Below are 18,850 nucleotides of genomic sequence, written 5' to 3'. Positions count from 1 at the left end.
CTTTATGACTTACCCGTTTTCAGGTAAGATTGAATAGAAGTAACATAATTTCCGAAGGCTTTCCTGCCGGCGGGTGTTATTTTACAGATGGTTTGCGGATAGTTGTCTTTAAACTGTTTCACTACAGAAATATATTCCGCATCGCGTAACTTATTAATCTGCACGCTCAGGTTGCCTGCAGTCGCATTTGTTTTTTCTTTCAACAGTGTAAATTCTGCTTCTTCTTCACTGATCAACACGGACATAATAGCCAGCCTCAATTGTGAATGTAATACCGGGTCCAGATCTTTAAAGTCCATGAGCTTAATTTCTTATACAGTTATTTTGATATTCAGCTATTTTGTTTCCATGGTAAATACCAGGGAAACAAAATAACTAAATATCCGGTAATATACTACCTTGCTATTTCTGACTTTGTTCCAGCAGTTTGCGGGTATATGTTTCTCCCCAATGTGGCGCGATACTGCTTTCCGGCTTGAATGCCGCAAATTTTTCCAGTGCCAGTTCCAGTGTCGTTTTCGCTTTTGATTTACTGCCACCCCATTGTTCAGGTGTAAATAATAAGGATTGTCCCTCTAACATATAGATCCGAGGATTTTCCGGATTGAGGCTTTTCGCCTGTTCAAGCTGGGCAGCGGCTTCCGGCCCAAACTTCATACCACGCGTCATAGGGTCTACTGTTAACCGGGCGGTAGCTACCAGTGAACGGATACATGCAATTTCTGAATTCTTAGGGCTTAGCGCTTCCGCTTTATCCAGGTTACTTTCTGCCTTATCTGCCAGCGGATCTATCTGGCTTTTGTCTTTCAGTGTAAATGCCTGCATCACCTGCATATAGGCTGCATAGTAATAAGGCAGCCACTGGCTTTTTTCCGCATCAGCAATACGTTCAAAAGTGTTGGCCTTTTGTTGTAACGCCTCCTGGGTAAAAGTACTGCTGCTGTCCAGGTCAGACGTTTGCTTTGTCATGGCTTCTGTGTATTGAGCGCTTTGCGCAACGGCAACCGTAGCCAGGCTACCGGTAAATAAAAAAGCAAGAAAGAGTCGTTTCATATTTATTGTGATTAGAGGTTATTAATAACATCCTGTCTTCTGTCGATTCCGAAATTCATGAACATACCCAGGTAAATAAATCTTGGTACGTTGGGAACTACCTCATCCCTGCGTAAACCATCGGAGGAGTAATGATAGCCGAACACCTGTTTATTGCCCAATACGTTGCTTACGGATAATACAAAAATGGTAAACGCTTTCCGGATATTAGTCAGGTAACTGGCGCTCACTCCCACGGAGTTATAGGTCATTGTGCGGTCGGACATAAACTTATCTGTGGGCTGATTTGGATTATAATAAGGACGGCCTGTTGCAAATGAATACGTTAATCCCAGGTTGGTACTGAGTTTGGGCAGGAAATGTTTGTACACAATGCTGGCGGTGTGATTGGCCGCGAAATCTGGTTGCACCCGGAACGGATAGTTCAGGTAATCGCGTTTTGTATCCAGGTAAGAATAGGAGATCCAGTAATCCACATTTTTAAAAGTTTTCCTGTCGCGCCAGAATAACTCTACACCCTGGGCATATCCGCTGCCATTGTTGTTATACGTTGGCACTGTTTTTACCAGGTCGGCATACTTCTTATAAAACACTTCTGTACGGAAAGTATAATCAGTAGCCACCCGTTGATAACTGAGGATGTAGTGTGTGGCTTTCATATAACCAAGGTTGCGGTCGAACCGGATATATTGTGGCTCCGGCTTCTGGTAATAATCACCATAAGCCACAGAGAACTGGCTGAAGTTATTTACTTTGTAGGCCAGCGACACACGGGGCGCAAAGTTCATTTCACCAAGAACAGAACTGTATTCCGCTCGGCCGCCTACACGCCCTACAAAGCTGGGCGTAAAATAAATATCCCCTTCTGCAAAAGCAGCCGTGTAATTATCTGTAAAATTGGCTTTGTTCCGGTTAAAGGCAGACCTTTCTTCTGCATACTGGTATTCACCGCCGAATCGCAATACGGAGAAGCGGCCGAGGTTCTTATAAAACATCACCCTGCTCTGGCTAAGGTTCGACTGTACTTTGATCAGTGAGGGCCCGGGATTTTTCTGTAAGGTATCTGCATCAATATTATCAGTATTACTGCTGAAAGAAGCCCCAATATACAGGTGCCAGTCGCGGCCGATGTTTTCCCGGTAAGTAAGATTCGTATATACGTTATTGTTATGCAGCTTAAAAGATTCCGTATAGCCCGGGTATTCCAGGCTGTTGGAGTTGAATCCCATTTTGGTCCAGTTCCCGTAGCCATAAAATTTGAGCATGCCCGTACGGGAGGTTTTGCGCCGGAAATTAACGGAGGTGCCAATAATTTCAGGGCCGAGATTGGGTGCATTCTTAGGCTTAATAATATTAAAGTAAGGCGCGAGGTTAGTATAGTCTGCCTCTATCCCGTAGGATGTTTTTTTATCTTTTGAGAGATTGTCCAGCCCTGCATTCACACCTATTACAGATACGCCCACTGTGGAAGAAGAGCGTTCGGGCAGATCGATAGATTCGAGGATAAGCGCAGACGACAATCCCTGGCCATACTGCGCGGAGTAGCCACCACTGCTGAAGGTGGTGCCCTTAAACAGGAATGGGGAAAAGCGGCCACGGCCCGGGATATCCGGCAGGCTGCTGTAAAAAGGATTCCTTACCAGCATGCCATCAATCAGGGTTTGCGTTTCATAACCTGTACCACCCCGTACAAACAGCCCTTCGCGATCGTTGGTTTGCTGGGCGCCTGGTAATGTTTTGATGGCATTGGCAATATCGGCGCCGGCGCCGGCCGTAGTTACAATATCCAGCGGTTTCAATACCGTGCCTTTCTTATCGTCGCTGGCTTCAAAGCTGCCGGCCGAAATGGTTACCACACGTAACGCGTTTACCGCACTCTTCAGCACAATGTTCAGCTGCTCCCCTGCTGCGGTATTTATTTTCAACTCCAGCGTCTGGTAACCTGTAAGCGAGGCGGATAATAGCTGGTCGCCGGTAGCCGTGGTAGGAAAGGAAAAAGAGCCGTCCGCCGCAGTAGTAGCGCCGTCGTAGGACCCTTTTAATGCGATGTTCACGCCTGGCAGGGGATGCTTTTTGCTGTCGGTCACTTTACCGCTGATCTTATTCTGTGCCAATGAGAATAAGGGTGTAAAAATGAAGAGACACAGATACCGGCTGATGTTGGACATATGAAGGGATTAATTATAGATCAAACATAAACTAGTTTATGTTATAAACCAAATACAATAAAAAGAAACCGGGTAAAATACCCGGTTTCTTCCGTAATTATCAGTTTTTAGCTATCGAAGCAGCTCAATCCAGCCTTTGTAGCTTCGTTCGCCCGTTGGTGTATTCAGCTTGAGTATGTAATAATAAGTGCCTTCATTCAGGGAATCACCGGTCCATTCGTTCTGGTAATTCTTCGACTGGTACACCATACTTCCCCAGCGGTTATAAATAAACAGGGAAGAATTGGGGTATCTCAGGATGCCGATGATAATGAACTTATCGTTCTTTCCATCGCCGTTAGGCGTAATTACATTCGGCACCAGGATATCATCGCCTGTAACGGTAACTACCTTACTCACCGCGATATTGTTGGATGGATCCGGATCAGGTAACAGCGAGGTGGCAGTGGCACTGTTAATCACATCGCCGGTATTGGTGATCCGGGTAGTATATTTCAGTGTAGCCGTTCGCGTGAGTACCAGGCTATCCAGGCGCCATACCAGTATCCGGGTGGCTGGGTCATAAGTAACTTCTCCAATGCCTGCATCAAATCCATTGATAATATCCAGGTTATCTTTCAGCGTATCCCTCACCTCAATCCGGGTGGCGCTAAACGGACCGGCATTATTCAATGTTAACACAAAGTCCGCCTTGCTTCCTACCTGCATAGGCGCCGTACTGAGCAGTTCTTTCTGCAATTGCAGATCTGCCGTTGGAATAGCCGACACAGTGGTAATTACAGTGGCGCTGGTATTATTGGCTGAAGCTGTATCCACAGTGCCTGCCGGAGCGGCAATAACCGCCTGATTACGCAACTGCACTGTACTGTTCACCTTACCGGTGATCACTATTGTAACAGCTGCTTCTGCCGGCAATGTGCCTATAGTAGCTTTTACCACATTTCCTGCATTCGTGGTTTGCACATTACCTGCTCCGCCGCTTACAGTTACCGACCGTATATAAGCTCCCTCAATATTTGCCGGGAGTATATCTGTGATCACGGCCCCGTCGCCTGCTGCCGGGCCACCATTTCGTGCAACAATGATATAGGTAATCGAATCATTTTCCATGAGTTGAACCGGGCCTGATTTGGTCACAGAAAGATCCAGTTTCCTGATACCGGGTACTATTTCAGTTGTCACAGGATCTGATGGCACAGGCGTACCTGTTCCCTGTTTTACAGTAGCTGTATTAGTAACGCCAGTGATCTCCGCATCTTCGGGGATAATACCTTTAATATTCACCTGGATGGTATTAGCGCTACTTGCCTCCAGGTTACCGGTTACAACGATATTATTGCCGCTACCCGTTGCCCCGGCGGTTACCTGTGAAGTACCATTGGCGGTAGCAGTCCAGGTTACCTGCGTAATGGCAGCATCCACCACATCAGTAATATTGATGCCTGCAGCGGCGGAAGGTCCTGTATTGGAAGCAATGATCACATAACGGATAGTGTCTCCTGCATTCACGCGGGCAGGTCCCGTTTTAACAATACCCAGCTGCGAGCGGCTGCTTACCTGTGTGGTAGCCGTTGCCGTTACGGTTTGATTATTTGCATCCTTAGCGTTGGCAATATTGGTAATACTACCAGTGAAGGTGGTATTAATTTTACCGCTGATCTTTATGTTGATGGCATTACCAGGGCCTGCACTGATATTACCATTCAATAACACATCGCCGCTACCACTGTTGCTGCCTGTGATCTGCGCGGCGCCTGTGGTGGTAGCCGTCCAGCTAACCCCGCTCAATGTATCGGATACCACATCACTGATCTGTATGCCTGTTGCATCGGACGGGCCATCGTTGGTAACCGTGATATTGTATTGCAAGCTGTCGCCTGCAACGGCGGTTGCTACTGCCTGTTTCACGATACGCAGGGATGGTTTCCTCGTTACCGTTGTTATTACCGGAATACTTGGCATGGAATCACCGGCTGATGGTTTCAACGTGGCTATATTTGACAATGCAGTAACTGTTGCGCCTGCAGGCACCACTCCACTTACATTGACCACTATAGCATTGCCGTTGCCTGCAGCAATATTACCGGTTACCAGCACCTGGTTACCACTGCCCGATGCACCGCTGTTAACCTGTGAAGCACCATTGGCAATTGCTGTCCAGGTAACGCCTGTAATAGCAACCGGCACCGCGTCACGGATGCTTACACCTGCCGCATCAGAAGGACCTGCATTAGTAGCGGTGATCACATAGTGAACAGAGTCGCCCGCATTTACCTCGGCATTACCTGTTTTTGTAATAGCCAGTACGGATTTGCCAATAGCCTGTGTGGTAACAGAGGAAGTAACTGTTTTTCCGCCGGTATCTGTGGCACTGGCAGTGTTAACGATGCTATCCCTAAGCCCTGCTGCGGTTTTACCGGTGATCCGGAGTTGCAGAGTATTACCGTTGCCTGCAGCAATATCTGCCGTCAGATTAACGGTGTTGCCGGTACCGGCTGCGGCGCCCGTGATCTGCGCATTACCGGCGGTTATGGCGGTCCAGCTTACGCCGGTAAGTGTAGCCGGCACAATGTCACTGATCTTTACATTATGTGCATCAGAAGGGCCGGTGTTACTTACAGTGATCACGTATTGCAAACTATCGCCTGCATTTACAGTTTGCGGCGCCACCTTCACAATGCTAATGCCCGGCGCATTCTGTATATTGGTTGTTACTGTTGGCGAGCTAACCGTATCACCACCTGCGGTTCTTCCGCCGGCTGTGTTCATAATAACGCCTGTAGCACCTGCAGCAATGCTGCCATTCACTGTAATCTGTATGGTGTTACCTGCGCCTGCAGCAATATCGCCCTGCAATTGTATGCTGTTACCTGTTCCGGCGGCTGGTGTTGTTACCTGAGCATTACCTGATGCCACGGCTGTCCAGCTCACATTGGCGATGGCCGCAGGTACTACATCCGTAATCGTAAATCCTTTCACATCAGACAATCCCTGATTGGATGCAGTAATCACATAACTGATACTGCTACCTGCTTTAACTGCAGCAGGGCCTATTTTATCCAGTTTAATAACGGCTTCTTTAACAACCGTCATACCTGTAACGGATGTGTATTCATTACCGCGATTATCAGTTGCTGTAGCGGTATTTGTAATATTACCTTCGTACTCCGGATCTATCTTACCGCTGATAGTCACCCGAATACCATTAGCTGTACCGGCAGGCACATCTCCACTGAAGGATATCCGGTTACCCACTCCTGTTACCGGCGTACCGGCAGCCAATGTGGCGGTTCCTCTCGTGGTAACAGCCCAGGTTACATTTGTTATCTGCGGCGGCACCACATCTGTTACCGCTGCATTCACCAGATCAGATGGACCCTGGTTGCCAAGATCTATCACATAGCTCACATTGCTGCCCGCGATAGCTTTCTGCGGACCGGATTTTGTGAATTGTACGCCCGGTTTATTGAGGATATGTGTATTAACAGAATCTCCGGAAACTATATTTCCGCTTATACTTACCAGTGCTTTATTCTGTATGATACCTGATAATCCCGGTGCAACAGTTCCCGTAATAGTTACGAGTATATTGTTGCCCGCACCTGCCGGAATGCTGCCACGCACACTGACATTGTTACCGGTGCCGGATGCAGCGCCAATCAGGGTACCGCCCGTAGCTGCCGCATTCCATGTTACCTGTTGTACCGCGGCAGGCACCAGGTCTGTAATAGTAATGCTGTCTGCATCTGATGGGCCTGCATTAGCTACCAGTAATGTATAATTAATAATGCCACCCGCAGTTATTGAATCGGGTGCTGATTTATTGATCCTTATAGTAGCTCTCTTATCCACCTTTGTAATTACCGGCGCTGTATTGGTACTGACCGCATTCAGGCTATAGGCAGCGATATTGGTAATATTTCCGGAGAAGGAAGCCGGAATGGTTCCACTCACGCTAACGACTACACGGTTATCTGCACCTGCAGGCACGTTGGCTGTAAAGCTAACGTTGCCTGCCCTGTTAACAATATTGCCCCCGTTAATACCTGCAGTTCCCTGTGCGGTAGCGGACCATACCGGGTTTTGCAATTCCGCTGGAAGCACGTCTGCTACAGTTACATTCAACGCATCGGAAGGACCGTTGTTGCTTAACACAAGGTTATAACTGATGGTACTGCCGGCTGCAGCAGTTGGCGGACCGGATTTGGTTAACTGTATTCCCGGCTTGCTGCTGATCTGTGTTACCACCTGGTTAGACGGATAATCCACCCCACCCGCATTAGCCCTTGCCTGGTTGGTTAAGCTGCCTGTTTGTGAAGAAGGAACCGTAGCTGTAACCACTATATGGATAGCGTTACCGTTACCTGCAGGAATACCTGCGGTGAAGTTTACGTTGCCAGGTTGCTGCTGCAGGTTGCCGCCATTGATGGAAGCAGTGCCCACTGCAGAGGCAGACCACCGCACATTTTGCAGGCCGGCCGGTAATGTATCTGCTATCACAATATTGGTGGCATCAGAAGGACCATCGTTATATACATCTATCGAATAGGAAATAGCATTACCGGCAGCCACTGTATCAGGCGCCGCTTTCACCAGCCTGATACCACTAAGGATTTTTATTACAGTGGTTACCGTATCCGTTAAAGCAGCGCCTGTAACAGGTGTTACAGCAGCTATATTTACCAGCTCGCCGGAAGCAGCAGGATCTGCTGTTCCATTCACGGTTACCTGGATAGTATTCGCACTGCCCGGTGGTATAGTTGCCTGGAAGCTCACATTACCGGTCTGGTTGCTGAGGTTACCTCCACTGATAGCCGCTGCGCCGCTGGCGGTGGCCGACCATACCGCATTCTTCAGCGCTGACGGCAATACATCTGTAACCGTTATGCCCTGCGCAGTAGAAACACCTGTATTGGTAACAGTGATGGTATATGCCAATGGCGCACCGGCAGCCACGCTGGCCGGACCGGATTTGCTGATGCCAATAGCCGGCCGGTTGATCACCTGGGTATTTACTTCATTACTTAAAACAGATTGCCCGTTGCTTTCCGCTACGGCCCTGTTCATTATATTTCCTGTAAATGCAGGATCTGTGTTACCTGCAATCGTTACTCTTATCAGGCCTCCAACAGGGATGTTCCCTGCTATTTGCAGTGAATTACCCGTACCGGTTCCACCACTGATGATGGTGGCATTGGTAGAGGTAGCACTCCACCGCACATTTTTCAGTTCTACAGGAATACTATCCCTGATACTTGTACCGTTAGCTACAGATGGCCCGTTATTGCGGATATCAATTGTATATCTCACCGTATCGCCGCCTGCAATCTGTGCGGGTCCTGATTTCAGTACAGATAATCCGGGTGCGGAGGTTACCTGTGTATTTACAGATACTGTGGCGGGGGTTGGATCCGTTACTCCTGCCGGCGGAGTGGCGGCAGCCGTATTAGTAAGTATGCCGTTAAAGGCAGGATCTACCATGCCTTCCACTGTGATAGTAATAACACCACTGTTAGCCGGTATATTTCCGGTCAGTGATATGGCATTGCCGTTACCATTACCATTATTTACAGTAGCGCCGCCGGTACCTACAGCTGTCCAGCTTACATTGGTAATGCCTGCAGGAACATTATCTGTGATCGTTGCTCCTGTTGCATTTGCCGGCCCTGCATTGGTTACTGTGATCACATAGGTGATCTGCTTACCTGCTGCAATGACTGCAGGCGCTGTTTTATTAATTCTAAGATCAGCAGAGTTGTTGACCGAAGTAACTACAGTACTTACTTTGCTGGTACCGGCAGAAGCGGTAACCGTATTTGTGATTGTAGTTGCGGCCAATGGGCTTACAGTACCGGTAATAGTGATAGTGATAGTGCCACTGTTGCTGGCTCCCAGCGATGCTCTTTCATTGCTGACAGAACCGCTGCCACTGAGATTTACCATAGATGCATTGCCACTCACCACAGCAGACCAGGTAACGCCTGTAATATCTGCAGGAACATTATCAGTAATAAACACTTCATTCGCATCAGACAGCCCGTTATTACTCAGCACAATGGTATACGTAATCTGATCATTTACATTCACACTTGCAGGCCCTGATTTAGATACCTGTAAACCAAGATCTGTAGTAACGTTGGTACTGATGCTGCTGGTGTTATTAGCAGGATTGGTTTCGGTTACAGTAGATGGCACGTTAACCGTTGTAGTATTCACAATGGTACCGCTAGCAGACGGATCTACAGTACCGGTAATGGTTACCATTACTGTGTTGTCCGGGCCCGCTGCTATACTTGCATTCAGGGTAACGGTATTGCCTGTAATCACGGGACTGCCGGCAATAGCATTTCCACCGGCCATTGCACTTACGTTGGTAATATGGATGGATGCCGGCACCACATCGGTAATGCTGGCAACATCCACATTGGAAATGCCATTATTGGTGACCACCAGCTTATAGGTGATTTGCTGTCCTGCTGCAATATTGGCCGGACCTGATTTCACGATCACCAGGTCGGCTTCTTTCTTCACATTTGTGACTACGCTGGAAGTAGCCGGGTTGGTATTGGTCATATCCGGTGGCGGCGTTACTGTAACGGTATTGGTAATATTGGTGCCGCTTACCGTAGCAGGGTCCAGGGTTCCATTTACAACAATGTCGATGCTGCCACTGCCTGCAGCTATATTAGCCTGCAGGGTTACATTCCCGGTGCCGCTGCCTGCTGATACAAAACTGCCGGCGCCGTTTGCTACCGCAGTCCATGTTGGTTGCAGTATACCGGCAGGAATAATATCCGAAATTGTGGCTCCACTTACATTAGACGGGCCTTCGTTGGTCACCTTAATGGTATAGCTAACCCGCTCGCCCGCTACTGCGCTGGCAGGCCCGCTCTTCACCACGCGCAAAACGGCTTTGCGGCTGGTGATGGTAGTTACAGCAGCAGTCACCGGCGCCTGTCCGGGGATAGTAGCTGTAACCGTATTAACAACCTGGGCACCGGCAAATTCAGGATCCAGTTTACCCGTTACCGTTATATCCACTGCATGCCCGGCGGATGCAGGAATATCAGCCGTAAGCTGGATATCTCCTGTGCCGCTATTACTGCTCACCGTGGTACCTGCACCGGCAACGGTTGCCGTCCATACCGGTTGTAGTATTGCCGGGTTAATAACATCTGTAATAGCTATACCTTTTGCATCCGATGGTCCGGTATTGGATACACGGATGGTATATGTAATTGTATCGCCGCTGAATGCGCTTCCCGGGCCATTCTTTGTGAGCACTATACCGGGCTGCGAATTAACTGCAGTATTTAGTGTATCCGTTAACGTTACAGGAAGATCAGGAGAGGTAACATAGGCAATATTCCGCAATGGCGCTCCGGTATAAGCGGGATCAACTGTTCCTTCAACAGTGATCACGATACTGTTGGCGGTAGCTCCTGCTGCAAGATCTGCGGATAGATTTACAAGATTGCCGGCATCTGAGCTGCTACCATGTATCACGGCATTTCCTGTTGCAACGGCTGTCCAGGTAACATTACCAACAGCAACAGGTACAGTATCCCTGATTTGCAAACCGGTAGCGTTAGACGGGCCATTGTTATGCAGTGTGATCTGGTAAACGATCCTGGCGCCCGCAGACACTGATGCCGGGCCTGTCTTACTTAAAAGCAAAGCAACCTGTTTACCTATGTGCGTAGTAGTTTCATTGGAACTAACAGGTGTGCTTCCCGCCGGCGTAACAGTAGCGGTATTCCTGATATCCCCGGTGGCAGCAGGGTTCACGGTGCCATGAACAGTGAGTATTATACTGTTACCTGCGCCTGCGGCGATAGCACCGTTTATGGTAATATTATTTCCATTTCCGGCACCTGTTTGTACAGATGCGTTACCAGCAGTAACGGCCGACCAGGTTACGTTTTGCACGGCAGCCGGCACTACGTCTGCAATAGCGATGGCCTGCGCATCAGACGGGCCAATATTGGTTACTGTAACCGTGAAGGTAATATTGCTGCCGGCAGGAATAGTATCCGGCGCGCTTTTCACTACCTGTATGCCGGGCGCATTAATCACTGTAGTGGTAATGCTGTCGCTTCTTACTGTATCTTTACCGGGCACTGCTACAGCAGCCGCATTCATCAGTGTGCCGGTATAGCTGGAAGCCAGTGTACCGGTAATATTTATGAAGATATAATTACCGGTGCCTGCATCCAGGTCTGCATTCATTGTTACATTGTTACCGGTACCTGTAGCCCCACTGGTAATATTTCCGCTGCCTGTAAGACTGCTTGTCCATTTCACATTTTTAACGGCTGCCGGTACAATATCCTGTATAACAATACCCCGGGCGTTGGAAACGCCAAAATTGGTGATGACCAGCTGGTAACTCACCTGTTCACCGGCTTTTACCTGGGAAGGACCTGTTTTACTGATATTTATGGCAGGATCATTCGTGATTAATGTTGTTACATTGGCTTCCACTGTTGGAGCGCCTGTTACCGCCGCGGTAGCGGTATTTTCCAGGGTGCCTGTCGCCGCTGCACTTACAATACCGTCTATAGTTACGGTAACATTGCCTCCTGTTGGAATATTTGCAGTCACCGCCACTGTATTGCCATTACCGGTATTTCCTGTTGTTATCACAGCCCCGCCGCCGGTAGTAGTTGCCCAGCTGGTATTTTGTACGATAGCATTTACATTGTCCGATATATTTACGCCCGTTGCGTCAGATACACCTGTATTCCTTACCTGTACAACGTACCGGATGCGCCCTCCTGCTGAAAGGGTGGTAGCGGCAGTTTTGGTGATCTGTAACTCCGGTTTGCTCGTAATATGGGTTTGTACAGTATCGGATGTAATCGTATTGCCGTTAACGTTAGCGGTAAAATGATTGGATAATGTTCCGGTAGCAGATGATGCAAGCGTTCCCTGTACGGTAATAACAATGGCCTGTCCTGCGCCGGCAGGAATATTACCGGTAACATTTACTGTATTGCCGGTACCTGAAGCGCCGCTGGTAATAACCGCTCCGCCCATGACAGTAGCGGTCCACTGCGTATTTGATAATGACGCAGGTACTACATCTGTGATCACCACGTTAACAGCGTCAGATAACCCACTGTTTGTTGCTGTCAGAGTATAGGTAACCGCTTGCCCTGCCACCGCGGTATCCGGAGCGCTCTTGGATAATTCCACACGCGGACTGTTTACCACATTTGTAACAACAGGATCAGATGGCACCTGTGTACCACCTTCGGTACCAGCAACAGCCCGGTTGGTTATCGGGCCGCTGAAGGACGGGTTTATCCTGCCACTGACATGGATCAATATATAATTGCTGTCGCCTGCCGGGATGTCGCCAACCAATTGTAATATCCCGTTATTAATTTCGGCAGTTAAATAAGAAGCAGTACCCTTTGTTGTTACCGTTAGCACCGGGTTCTGAACAGGTACCGGCAGTGTATCAAACAGTGTAACCTTAAACGCATCAGAAGGACCGCCGTTGTTGATTTGCAGGAGATAATCAATAGCGCCGCCTGCATCTGCTGTTGCAGGTCCACTCTTTGTGAGTGTAAGACCGGGCCGGTTGTTGATCTTTGTAATGATCTCCTCTGAGTTAACAGGCGGCTGATCAGTTGCTGCCACACTTGCTGTGTTATTGATATTACCTGTTGCACCAGGGCGTATGGTACCACGAACTATAATGGTCACCTTATTATTATTTCCCGCAGGAATGTTGGCATTCAATAATATCGTATTACCGTTACCGTTAGCACCGCTGTTGATCACAGCGTTGCCGGAAGCAGTAGCGGTCCAGCTCACATTTGTCAGCAATGCAGGAGCCACTTCGTCTGTAACAATAGCCTGCATTGCGTTTGAAGGACCTGTATTACTTACGGTGATGGTATAGGTTATCTCCGTTCCTGCATCAGCTGTTGCCGGGCCGGCCTTTACGATCTGTAGTCCCGGTTTATTATCTACCACTGTTTTATTAACAGCTGTAACAATAGTATCACCAGGCAATTCCGCAGTAGCGGTATTGGTGAGTGTGTCCACTGCGCCTGGAGATACGATGCCATTGATCCGTACAAGAACTGCATTTCCTGCGCCGGCCGGGATATTCACTATTGTGCTCACGTTATTGCCATTGCCTCCGCTGACACCACCTGTAGCAACAGCCGCTGCACCGGTAGTGGTAACCGTCCAGCTGGTATTGGTTATAGCGGCTGGCACTACATCTGTGATCGTTATACCGGTTGCATTTGATGGGCCGGCATTCACCAGTCGCAGCACATAATTCACCGGCTCTCCGGCGGCTACATGCCCTGTTGCCGGGCCTTGTTTAACAAGTGTAAGACCGGTGGTATTTATCAGTGTGGTATTAACGGTATTGGAAGACACCGGCGTACCTGCCGGAGGTGTTGCTGTAGCAGTATTTGAAACACTTCCGGTGGCAGCAGGATCTATCGTGCCATTGATATTTACAGTGATGGTATTGCCTGCACCGGCAGGTAAACCAGCTGTAAAATTAACAGCTCCATTGCCGCCAGGAACGCTGGTTGTAGCGCTGCCACCTGCTGTCACTGTCCATACCGGGTTTTGTATCTGTGCAGGCAGCTGATCTGCAATTACCACATTCGCTACATCCGAAGGGCCGTTGTTAACGATCAGCAACTGGTAACTGATACTGGTACCGGCTGTAGCGCTGGCCGGGCCTGTTTTTGCAATGTCAATATCTGTCTTAGGATCAGGCGTATCGGTATCAGATGCAGTATTACCGGATGGATTAATATTATTATAACCGGATGGAACATCAATGCTGGCAGTATTTGTAAGAGAGCCTGTAAATCCAGAGGGTATATCTATCGTTAACGTATATACGATTTCACTGCCTGCCGGCAAATTCACCTGTTCATTAATAGCACCGGATCCTGAGGTAGCGGACTGGCTTCCACCGGTGGTATTGGCTGTCCATGAAGCAGTGGTAACACCCGCCGGCAGCGGATCTCTGAAGGTGGCACCCGTCAGGTCAGATGGTCCTGTGTTCCGAACACTGATCTGGTAGGTGGTAGAAGTTCCCGCGGTGTAGGTAGCTGTATTATCGGTTTTGGTCACTTTTACCTCTACAGAACGGCCTACCGGTGTAACCAGTGTGCTGGTGGCAGGTGTGGAATCTGTTGTGGAGGCCGGAGGTATTGCTTTTACGGTATTGGTCAACCCGGTTCCTGTATATCGCCCTTCTACTTTACCGGCAATCGTTAGTGTTACCGATTTTCCCGGGGGTAGTAATACTCCTGTCCAACTGGCATTACCGGCTGAATAAATTCCTTCAGACGGCGTATAGTTATTTGCTATAAAGCCATCCGGCAGGGAATCATTTACAGTGAATGTTTCTCCCTGTGAAATAGTGGAAGGCCCGTTATTGGTAACCGTAATAGTATAAGTAAGAGGCAACCCTGCAGTGGCGTTGGCAGGAGAAGCGGTTTTAGTAACGCTGAGATCAATTACGCCAGCCTTCACCACAATATTTACTATTCCTATAGCACAAGCGCCCTGGTTATCACATACCTGGTACCTGTAAGAATCAGTGCCCACGGCACCTGCGGCCGGTGTATATGTAAATGTACCATCAGCATTCTGTATAACGGTGCCATAAGCTGGCTGTTCTATCAATGTAGTGGTTACCGTGATAGGCTGATTTTCCGGATCACTGTCGTTGGTCAATACATTGCCACTTACCGGCACATCCCTGGTGGTGGTGTAATTATCCGTTACTGCTACCGGTGGATTGTTAGGCACAATACTGCTCACCGTGGAGCTGTTGTTGGCTGCAACCGGATCGGGCATATCTGCCGGGCTGACTACGGAGGCCGTGTTGTTGATGGCATCGCCGCCTATTGCAGTTGCAGCAACTGTTCCTGTTACGGTGATCACAATTCTATTACCGGTTGCAAAAGGCAGGTTTCCTGTGGCATTCACAGATGGCCCTGTACCTGCAGCTGGCTGTACGCTAACGGCAGTGCCGCTTACAGAGGAAGTCCATGAAGCGTTCTCCATTTTTGCCGGGAGCAGATCCTGTATCTGCAAGCCTGAAACATCAGATGGGCCCAGGTTTTCAATGGTAAGTGTATAGGTAAGCGGGCTACCGGTTTTATACGTATTGCCTGCATCCGATTTGGTGATCTTCAGATCTGCCTGCCGGATATAATTGAGTACAACGGTATCATTTGATGCTGCGCAGTTTCCGTTGGAAATGGTCCAGACAAGTGTAGCGCTGGTATTGGGCTGTAATGTAACATTGGTACTAGCATTGGCGGTATCTGCAATTACTGCTGTTCCGCTGATCAGCGTCCAGGCGCCGGTACCATTTACCGGTGCATTGGCGTTCATTACAAAGCTGCCGCTGTTGTTTTTTGTCTGGTCCGGGCCGGCATTCGCCACATCCGGCTGCGCGTACACGTGTACCTGTACGGTATCTGCAGAGGAGGCACAGGTGCCGTTACTGATAGTCCAGGTAAATATATAGGTACCTGGTGTAAGATTTTGTATCCCTGTATTTGGTGAAGTTGCGTTTACAAAAGTAACAGTGCCCGGGCCGGCTATCTGTCTCCATGAGCCTGTACCTGTAGTGGCAGTATTAGCGGCCATTGTAGTGGTGCTGACGTTGCATAACCGCTGATCAGGACCGGCATTTGCGGCAGAAGGCAATGCATCAATTTTAACAGCAACGGTATCTGTAATAACATCAGCACAACCTGACCCTGCACTGCTCACCACCCTGCGGAACCAGGTACTCTGGCTAAGTACAGGGGCGTCGTACACCTGTTGCGTGGCGCCTGAAATATCTGTAAAGTTGATACTGTCTGTTGACGATTGCCAACGGTAAGTATATATTCCTGTTCCACCGGCAGGTGCAACAGACTGGGTAAATGCAGCAGGGTTGCCACTTCCGCAGAATACCTGGTTACCACTGATAGCTCCGGGTGTAAGTACCGGGTTTACTTTGATCAGTATTGCCAGGCTGGTGTCGCTGCAACTACCTGCTGTAACTACTCTCCTGTACCAGGTAGATTGCTGTAATGCCGGTGGCGTATAGTCTTTTCCGTTAGATGTTCCGGTAACGGTTGCAAATCCGCCGGTGGCACTGCTGGTGCTGCTTTGCCATAAGTATACCGGTGTTCCCGTAATTGTGGAACCCACTAATGGTGCAGGCACGCTGCCAAAGCAAACAGATTGTTCTGCAGTCACTGTATTACTTTGTATAGTTGGAGAAACCGAAACAGAACTGGTGGCGATATTGTTACACCCAACCCCTGACGGATCCCCGTTACATTCCACATCAGGATCGGTAGGCCCTGTACCGGAAGCGTTGGTGGCATCGGGGTCTGTTACGTCAGCTGGCCGGAGTATACTCGATTTTGTTACCAGGTTACCGCCGGAGGGCACTGCCGATACCGTACCTGAAATAACAAAAGAGATCACAGCGCCGTTGTTCATATTCACGGTAGCGCTGTAAGCATTTCCAATTACGCCACCAGACACGATTGCAGCTGTGCCTGTAATGGTGGGTGTAACGGTGACGCCGGTTAATTCTGCCGGAAAAGAGAAGTTAAACTTCGCACCCGATGCGGTATCTGGTCCGTTGTTCCTGATGCTGGTAGTAAAGGAAATCCTACTACCGGCACAAATAGCCGGCAAACTGGGGATGTTGTCAACCACCTGCAGATCGGCCTGCCTTTGTTTTACTGTGACGGTGATGTCACGCGGAGTACCGAATGCATAACTCCATGTATCAAGCAACACAGCATCGCCATAATTACTCGTATACTTATGCCCGTTAGCAAGGCTGTTAATTCCCGGGCTTGCAGAGGCATTAATAGGTGCCGGTGCGCCGGCGCGAGCGCCCAGCAATTCATCATTCCAGTAAACAGTGGAATTAGGTGCATTAGGGCCGTTGGTACGCGTAATAAAAATTCCATTTGCATTGTTTTCTACATCAATGTAAGGGAAATGCACTTCCCCCGAAAACAGCACAATGGATATGTTAATGGCTGTACCATCCGCCACATCGCTACCCTGGCCGTCCTTACCATCCCAGAAAACGACATTCTCCCCTATGACCGACGATCCGTTAATGATACGGTCTGTAGGATCATTAGTGCTCCCATTATTGTTTACATCCAATGAGATTCTGAAGTTACAATTCTGGTTGGCTGTAAACCGGATATATCCTCCAGCCAGGGGCGGCGTACCTGGTTGACTGGCTGCACCTTCTTTTCCGGTAAAAGAGATATTGGTAACAGTGGGGATAACAGGTGCGCTGATTAGCCACGTGGATGCTGCACTGCCGCTTCCCCAAACCGGCGCCGTGGCTGGCAGCGTATTATCCGGCGGGTTATAAAATATCTTTTGGGTTATATTGGTAGCATCATCCGGTAAAGTGGGATTATGAAATGAATAGGCGGCATTAGTCCCAACAGCCTGGTCGAGGTTTACGCTTTTGTATATAGGTACGCCTGTTGCCTTATCACGGGTACCTTTATTATTTACAAAGAAGGCAAAGAGAAAAGGCTGGATACCATTGCTGGCTGCAGTATAAGTAAAACCGTCTTTTGTAAGCACATTAAACTTGCCATAAAAAGAGGCAGTAGTGTTGCCCGCGTTCCCGGTAAAAACATTCAGATACGCCCGTCCCGGTTTTGCTACCCCGTCACTTGCCACTGTAATGTCCCAGGCTACAATAAACGGCAGCGCACTCACAGCAATTTGATTGGCGATTGTCCAATTGGCGTCTGCCACCGGCGGGATATACGCGGCTCCTATATTGGAAAAAGGATTTGGGGAAGTAAATTCCACGGTCCATATCCCTTCTTCTTCCGCTAATACAGTTCTGCTGTAAGCATCATACCCACCTGCGGCGAGTGCTGAAGGACCGGCTAGTTCTTCTGTCCTGTTATTGATCCGGCCTGTGGTAAGGGAAGCTCCCGTGGTATATACGGTACCGTTAGGCGCCACCAATCTCGTAGTTCCTACCCCTATGCCCTGTGCACTGGAGCCGATATAGATCACCTCTCCCGCTTTCGCATATACGAACATCCGCCCCGGGTTGAGAATGCTCCCTATCATCGGGTTAGGCGAACTCGTCATGTACGCCCGGTTGCCCTGGGCACCGGAAGGGTATATGTCTTTACTGCCCTCTGCCAGGCAGCTCACAGTGGGAAATAAGGCTAATAATACAATCGAACAAAGGGTCAGAAGTTTTCTCATAGAAAGGTTTTGCATTTCTGCCAACTGCTGAACAAACACATTTTCGTAATCGCATTAACCCGGGGTTCAGGCAACTGTACTCGATTTCAGGAAAAACGAACTAATTGTTTATGGATAGTGTACGGACTATTTTGGTGATACTTACTCTTTAGTGGTAAAGGCTATGAACAATACTCCGAGTGGAAGGAATTATGAACTGATCAGGACTCCTGACGAATAGATTTTGAACTAGCTACAGCAGCAAATTTATAGCGGCCTCACCATATAAAACGCGGATCTTTTATATTTTCTTTTTAAGAAGATTTATAAAATATAATATAATGAATTTTTAAAATTAGATAAGAGCAGGTGCCCGTATA

The 18,850-nt window shown here is 48.7% G+C and carries 4 protein-coding genes; all 4 read right to left on the bottom strand.

The window, feature by feature from the left end; genetic code table 11:
* Nucleotides 1-2: 2 nt before the first annotated feature.
* Nucleotides 3-299 carry a winged helix-turn-helix domain-containing protein gene (locus tag FN124_RS15055; RefSeq protein WP_142685649.1) on the bottom strand — a complete coding sequence of 99 codons (297 nt, stop codon included), beginning with the start codon at nucleotides 297-299 and terminating at the stop codon, nucleotides 3-5.
* Between the two features lie 103 nt (nucleotides 300-402).
* On the bottom strand, nucleotides 403-1,053 hold the full coding sequence (locus FN124_RS15050) for a hypothetical protein (protein WP_142685648.1): 651 nt from the start codon (nucleotides 1,051-1,053) through the stop codon (nucleotides 403-405).
* Between the two features lie 11 nt (nucleotides 1,054-1,064).
* Complete coding sequence (locus FN124_RS15045) at nucleotides 1,065-3,221, bottom strand: TonB-dependent receptor (protein ID WP_142685647.1); 2,157 nt, start codon at nucleotides 3,219-3,221, stop codon at nucleotides 1,065-1,067.
* A gap of 111 nt (nucleotides 3,222-3,332) precedes the next feature.
* Entirely contained in the window at nucleotides 3,333-18,491 is a 15,159-nt protein-coding gene (locus tag FN124_RS15040; protein ID WP_185937223.1) for a DUF8696 domain-containing protein, read from the bottom strand.
* Nucleotides 18,492-18,850: the final 359 nt, after the last annotated feature.

Source organism: Chitinophaga polysaccharea, assembly GCF_902150045.1.
GTDB classification, from domain to species: Bacteria; Bacteroidota; Bacteroidia; order Chitinophagales; family Chitinophagaceae; genus Chitinophaga; species Chitinophaga polysaccharea_A.
Note: the sequence above shows the minus strand (reverse complement) of the source record. Positions and strands in the feature narration are given on the sequence as shown.

Excerpts from the sequence above, each read along its gene's own strand:
- FN124_RS15055 (WP_142685649.1), bottom strand. The coding sequence starts at position 299 with ATGGACTTTAAAGATCTGGACCCGGTATTACATTCACAATTGAGGCTG.
- FN124_RS15040 (WP_185937223.1), bottom strand. The coding sequence starts at position 18,491 with ATGAGAAAACTTCTGACCCTTTGTTCGATTGTATTATTAGCCTTATTT.
- FN124_RS15050 (WP_142685648.1), bottom strand. The coding sequence starts at position 1,053 with ATGAAACGACTCTTTCTTGCTTTTTTATTTACCGGTAGCCTGGCTACG.
- FN124_RS15045 (WP_142685647.1), bottom strand. The coding sequence starts at position 3,221 with ATGTCCAACATCAGCCGGTATCTGTGTCTCTTCATTTTTACACCCTTA.